General features: G+C 45.9%; 4 protein-coding genes and 1 pseudogene. 3 read left to right on the top strand and 2 right to left on the bottom strand.

Annotated elements, in window-relative coordinates; all coding sequences use genetic code 11:
* The 3 genes from ACLFWI_RS25835 to ACLFWI_RS25825 form a co-directional block, all read left to right on the top strand.
* The coding region (locus ACLFWI_RS25835) for a CHAT domain-containing protein (RefSeq protein WP_446415296.1) at positions 1-2,958 on the top strand (2,958 nt) is incomplete at its 5' end.
* On the top strand, positions 2,955-3,302 hold the full coding sequence (locus ACLFWI_RS25830; RefSeq protein ID WP_446415295.1) for a hypothetical protein: 348 nt from the start codon (positions 2,955-2,957) through the stop codon (positions 3,300-3,302). The genes ACLFWI_RS25835 and ACLFWI_RS25830, both read left to right, overlap by 4 nt.
* A complete protein-coding gene (locus tag ACLFWI_RS25825; RefSeq protein ID WP_446415294.1) occupies positions 3,299-4,774 on the top strand; it encodes a hypothetical protein in 1,476 nt (491 codons plus the stop codon). Before ACLFWI_RS25830 ends, ACLFWI_RS25825 begins: the two co-directional genes overlap by 4 nt.
* 182 nt (positions 4,775-4,956) lie before the next feature.
* Here the strand turns inward: ACLFWI_RS25825 and ACLFWI_RS25820 are convergent.
* A pseudogene (locus ACLFWI_RS25820) lies at positions 4,957-5,076 on the bottom strand (DUF3368 domain-containing protein); the annotation flags it as partial.
* Positions 5,073-5,318, bottom strand: coding sequence for a UPF0175 family protein (locus ACLFWI_RS25815; RefSeq protein ID WP_446353033.1), 246 nt, complete (start codon positions 5,316-5,318; stop codon positions 5,073-5,075). The gene ACLFWI_RS25815 and the pseudogene ACLFWI_RS25820, both read right to left, overlap by 4 nt.
* Positions 5,319-5,696: the final 378 nt, after the last annotated feature.

Genomic DNA, 5,696 nt, shown 5'->3' with positions numbered 1-5,696 from the left:
AATCTAGGGGCAGCTTATAGCAACAGAATACGAGGAGAGCGCTGGCAAAATTTAGAACAGGCTATTACTTGTTATCAATCTGCCTTGCAAGTTCGTAAAAAAGAAACTTTTCCCGAACAATGGGCAACCACTCAAAATAATCTAGGGGCAGCTTATAGCAATCGTATTTCAGGGAGGCGACTAGAAAGTATTGAGAAAGCAATTGCCTGCTACAAAGCTGCACTAGAAGTTTATAGCTATACTGATTTTCCCTATGAATGGGCAACCACGCAAAACAACTTAGGAAATGCTTATCATCAGCGTATTGAGGGTCAAAGACCTGAGAATCTTGAGCAAGCGATCACCTGTTACAAAGCCGCATTAGAAGTTCATAGTTATACTAACTTTCCCTACGAATGGGCAACCACACAAAACAACTTGGGTACTGTTTTTCGTGAGCGAATTAAGGATCAACGCTCTCAAAATATAGAATCTGCGATAAAATTTTATGAAAATACATTAGAGGTTTATAAGCCAGAAACGTTCCCCGAAGAATGGGCAATGACTCAAACAAATTTAGGGAGTGCTTACGCTGACCGCATTCGAGGGGAAAGATCCGAAAATTTGGAGAAAGCCATTGGCTGTTACCAAGCAGCTTTAAATAAAGTTTATACTCCAGAAAACTTTCCTCAAGATTGGGCAAGAACCCAAAATAATATGGGGACTGTTTACTGGGGTCGTCTCCTTGGAGAGGCGGAAGATAATATTGAAAAAGCGATAGCTTGTTACCAGGCTGCTTTAATAATCTACACATTTGAAAGTTTTCCTGAAGAGTGGGCAATAACTACAAATAATTTGGGAAATGCTTTCTCTATGCGAATAAAAGGAGAAAGGTCACAAAATATTGAACAGGCCATTAACATTTACAAAGAAGCTTTAAAAATTCGGAATTATTGTGACTTTCCTGAAGACTGGGCTACTACACATAATAATCTGGGAAATGCTTACTCTGATCGCCTAATAGGGGATCAGGATGAAAATGTTGCCAGCGCTATTTTATATTACCAAGCAGCGTTAAAAGTTTTCGTGCGGGACTCATTTCCAGAACAATGGGCAATGACCAAAAATAACTTGGGTAATGCTTACGGTAAACTGATTCAAGGTAATCGGGGTGATTATCTTGAACTTGCGATCGCCTGCTACCGAGCCGCCCTAGAAGTCCGCACCCCCTCCGCCTTCCCCCTAGACTGTCTCCAAAGCGGACGTGGTCTCGGCGACCTCGGCTACAACCTCCAAGACTGGGAAATCGCCATCGAAGGCTACCACCAAGCCATCCTTGCCATCGAACAAAGCCGCTACTGGGCAACCTCCGAAGCCACCAAACGGGAACTCATCGCCAACTCCCTCGATATCTATCAAAAAATGGTGCAAGCCTGCATCAACCACCAAGACTACACCCAAGCCTTGCTCACCATCGAACGCAGTAAATCCCGCACCCTGATCGAACTCCTCGACAGCGCCAACCTCTACCCCAAAAACGCTACCGACGAACAAAAACAACGCATCAGCGACCTGCGCCGTCAAATCGCCATCTACCAACAACAACTCGCCTTCACCCCCAGCGACACCCTCACCCCCGCTACCGAGAAGCACCCCAACCAACCCTCACCCGAAACCCTGATCCGCCAACAACTCCAAGCCGCCAACCAGCAATTCCAAGACCTGCTCACGGAACTCGACGACCCCAACTTTACCCTCACCCAACAAGTCCCCCCCCAACTCCCCGACTTGCGCCGCCTCCTGCCGCCCCAAACCGCCCTCATCGAGTGGTATCTCCCCACCGAAGCCGACTCCGGGTTTTACGCCTTCCTCGTCACCCGCCGAGACGAGCAAATCCAGATTACCCCCCACCACTTCAGCGCCGAAGACCGCGAACACCTCGACCAAGCCCTACTGGACTACCGCAGCGACTACGGACAAGACGCCTGGAAGGACCAACTCCCCCAACGCCTCGAAACCCTCAGCGCCGCCCTGCAACTCCCCCGCATTCTGGCTGAATTATCCCAGATTCAACACCTCATCCTGATTCCCCACCGGGAACTGCACCTCATCCCCCTCCACGCGCTCCCCGTCTCTCTCCCCTCGCCTTCTGGGAGTGAAGCCAAACCCCTGCAAGACTGGTTCCCCGTGCAATATGCCCCCAGTTGTCAAATTCTCAACAACCTCCAACAGCGTCCTCCCCTAGAAGAACCCTCCACCTCTTTCTTTGCCCTGCAAAACCCGACCCAAGACCTCACCTATGCAGATTTCGAGGTAGAAGTGTTGCGCCGCCTGTTCAACCCCCAACGGGTTCTCAGCCACGACGAAGCCACCAAAACCGCCCTGGAACAACCGCAAAACCGAGCCTTCTTACAGCAAAGCCGCTACGTTCACTTCTCCTGTCACGGCGAATTTAGCGAAGCCGAACCCCTCAACGCCTACCTCCGCCTCGCTAACCGGGAAAAACTCACCTTTCAGAACATCTTCACCAGTCTGGATATCCCCAACTGTCGCCTGTTAATCCTGTCCGCCTGCAAAACCGGGCTAGTGGAAACTCCCCCAACCGATGACTATGTGGGGTTAGCCAGTGCCTTCTTTTTCGCCGGAACCCGGACGGTGGTGGGGAGTCTCTGGGAAGCCGAGGAGTTTTCTGCCGCCTTACTGATGATTCGCTTATATCAGGAGTTACCTCGCTACACTTCAGTCATGATGGCATTACGAGCCGCCCAAGGCTGGTTACGCACCATTTCCCGTGATGGTGTTTTAACCTGGTTACGGGACGAGCTAAAATTAGAGGATAGTCAACTGAAAACCTGTGAAAAGCAGCTTAAACTATTCAATAAAAAATCCCCCTTTACTTCTGCTCGCTATTGGGCACCTTTCACCGTCAGTGGACAATTAGATCGGACAGGAAGATCACCCCAACATCACCAATCATGATCAGCAAAAAACGGATCGCCAAATTTTTAGAACTGTTGCACCAGCAATCCTCAATCTTTGCCGACTGTAGCCAGGAAACCTGGGCAGAACTCGACCAAAAGCTGGCTCAATTCGGAGATGAAGATTATGAAGAGATTGAGGATGCGATTTTAGATTGGTTGGATGACCATGATTATGACGCTATCAAGGTAGCTTTACAAACTATAAAAAAAGACCCTCTGGGAGATAACGAGACTCCGCCTCCGCCTCCAGAGTCAGAACAACCCATTACCAATACCGCTTTGCGCTCTGCCATCAAAGATGCCCAAAGCCAACACCAGCAACAATCTCAGTCATCCAAATGAGCAGTCACACTATTAATTCTATTTATGCCCCAAATATCCGCTTATTCAATTATCACTTAAAAACCGTCCGTCTGACAAATTTTACAGAACGCTCTCTGGAAATTGAATTCGTTACTAATTACTATCAATATCTGTTAAACTCTTATAATATTTTAGACCAAAACAGCAAGCCAATCTATTTAAAACTTCGGGAAGATTTCCAGGATATGCTCGGTTCGGGATTAGCCAATTTTGATTTAATCTTCAATCCCGAAGGCAGAGGAATTTACCGGATAGCTTTGCCCCAAAAATATAAGGGGTTTCTTTATCCTCAGTTTCTCAATAATACTTATAGTTTTTCTCTGACGCTCTATCATCCGCAAAAGTCAGGAGATGACGAGATTTCTTTCTCAGAGTTATCCAAACTGAAGCCCCCAGAGGACTTTTTCGCCGGAATTTCCCCAGGGAGTCAAGATGAAACTCAGTCAAATCGCAGCAAAGCCTTTTGGGGCAGTACAGTTTTTTTGAGTGGTTTTATTGCCCAAACTTGTCCAGATACGGCGGAGAATTTAAAATCTACCGCTGATCAGCTATTAAAGCAGTTTCTGGGGATTGAATCCCTGGAAGAAGCACCGCCATTTTACGAATCAGGGAAATTTCTAGGAGGCTATATTTATGAATATAAAAGTATTTTTAGACAGCATCGGTATGGACAAATTCTAATTTTATTGATTTTTGACGAGGCAACTACAGATAAACTGAATGATATTCAGTATGATTTGCCAGAACTTTTTTTATATTACCAGAAAAATCGGCAAATTTTTCTGGATAGCCGTAAGGAATATAGAGCCTCTCAGGATGAAATTCAACAAATTGAAGAGACGATTCAGAAATGCATTACAAACATTCCGACGAATGTGACATCGGATTTGTCAGAGAAAGATTTAAAGCTATTGAAACGGGAAATCAAAAATCTATTAGACTGGTCTTTGGGGTATTCCCAACGAATTCGCAGCTTGGGGAATTTTCAGAATACGATTGAGATTAATCGGCAAAATTATCTCAATACTCTGACGCGAATGGAGGTAAAAAGTCAAAGTGATTTAACGGGTTGGCGGGATAATGCAAATCACATTTTTGGTATGTTTCAGAGACAAATTAAAGTGGATTTGGTTTATCTTCAGCAAGGGGAACGGCTGTTAGATACGGCAATTAATACGATTCGGGGATTAGTGGAAATTGACCAAGCGGAACGCGATCGCAGCCTAGAACGGCAAATCCAAGCGGTTGGCGTGGGGATTGCGGCGGGTGCGATCATTGCTTCAACTTCCGGGTTAATTACTGAACCTTGGCAGCTTCCTAATCGCGATCGCTTTTTACTACCCCCCCATCCGTTTATTATAGCATTGGTGGGGAGTTTCTTTTGTTCATGGGGTGCGTGGTGGGTGGCAGATAAATTGATGAAAAAGGGGCGATCAGACTCTAATTCGTAGGTTGGCTGAAATGAAATGTAACCCAACATTAGGGTTTGATGAGGAATAATATCATTTTCTATGGCTAAAGCACAGCGCTAGGGCTGTTATTGTAGGGTCGCCATTGTATTTATCAAATTGCAGAACCACTTATCAGCATAGTCAGGGCTTCGTTCTTTTAACCATTGATAGGTTGCCTCAATCAATAATTCCTCATGCACCGCACAGGGAATTAAAATTCTGCCATAAAGCTGAGGCATTAGGCTGAGTTGCCCGACCTTCGCCAAATTGGAAATAGGTGAAGTGTTGCTGACAAAAATCATGAACACTCCGTTTCCTCTAAAGTTTTGAGGTCTTCCTGGAACTCATCAATATCATAATGAACGCAAATACCTCGCTCAGAAATTAGTTGTTGAAACTGCATCCGATGCAATCCCAATAACTCACTGGCTTTGCCCAAACTAATTTTATCTTGCTGAAACAACATCAAGACAATTTCCAACAATAGCTCATTTTCAGAAAAGCCACTCGCCTTTACTAGGTCATCGGAAATCACTAAACTCATGGTGAACTCTCCCTGACTGAACTCTCCTGCTTAAATCTTAGCAGCCCAAGGAGCGATCGCCGATGCCAGCCACCCCTCTCAAACATCCCCTACCGTGGTTGATCGAGGATGACCACCAAATCGTCAATCGAGCGCACCCCTAGGGTTCCCAGACTGCATCCTGAAGGAGCGATCGCTGTTTCTTTAGAGAATGATCGCCTTAGCTGAAAATAGGGTGAGTTGACTTGTATAAAGGCAAGTGATGTACACATCAAATTTTTACAAAAAAGGCTGATTTTGAATCAATGCTCGGCATTTAAACCTTAGTGTCAATAATGGCTCTCATCCTTGTAGTGCGTTTAGCGAAGCCATGCCGCAGGCTTTAGCGAAGCCATGCCG

The organism is Coleofasciculus sp. (genome assembly GCF_046539235.1).
In the GTDB taxonomy this organism is placed as follows: domain Bacteria; phylum Cyanobacteriota; class Cyanobacteriia; order Cyanobacteriales; family Coleofasciculaceae; genus Coleofasciculus.
Note: the sequence above shows the minus strand (reverse complement) of the source record. Positions and strands in the feature narration are given on the sequence as shown.

Bases quoted from the DNA above. Each gene is read 5' to 3' on its own strand.
- ACLFWI_RS25830 (WP_446415295.1), top strand. From the start codon at position 2,955: ATGATCAGCAAAAAACGGATCGCCAAATTTTTAGAACTGTTGCACCAG.
- ACLFWI_RS25825 (WP_446415294.1), top strand. From the start codon at position 3,299: ATGAGCAGTCACACTATTAATTCTATTTATGCCCCAAATATCCGCTTA.
- ACLFWI_RS25815 (WP_446353033.1), bottom strand. From the start codon at position 5,318: ATGAGTTTAGTGATTTCCGATGACCTAGTAAAGGCGAGTGGCTTTTCT.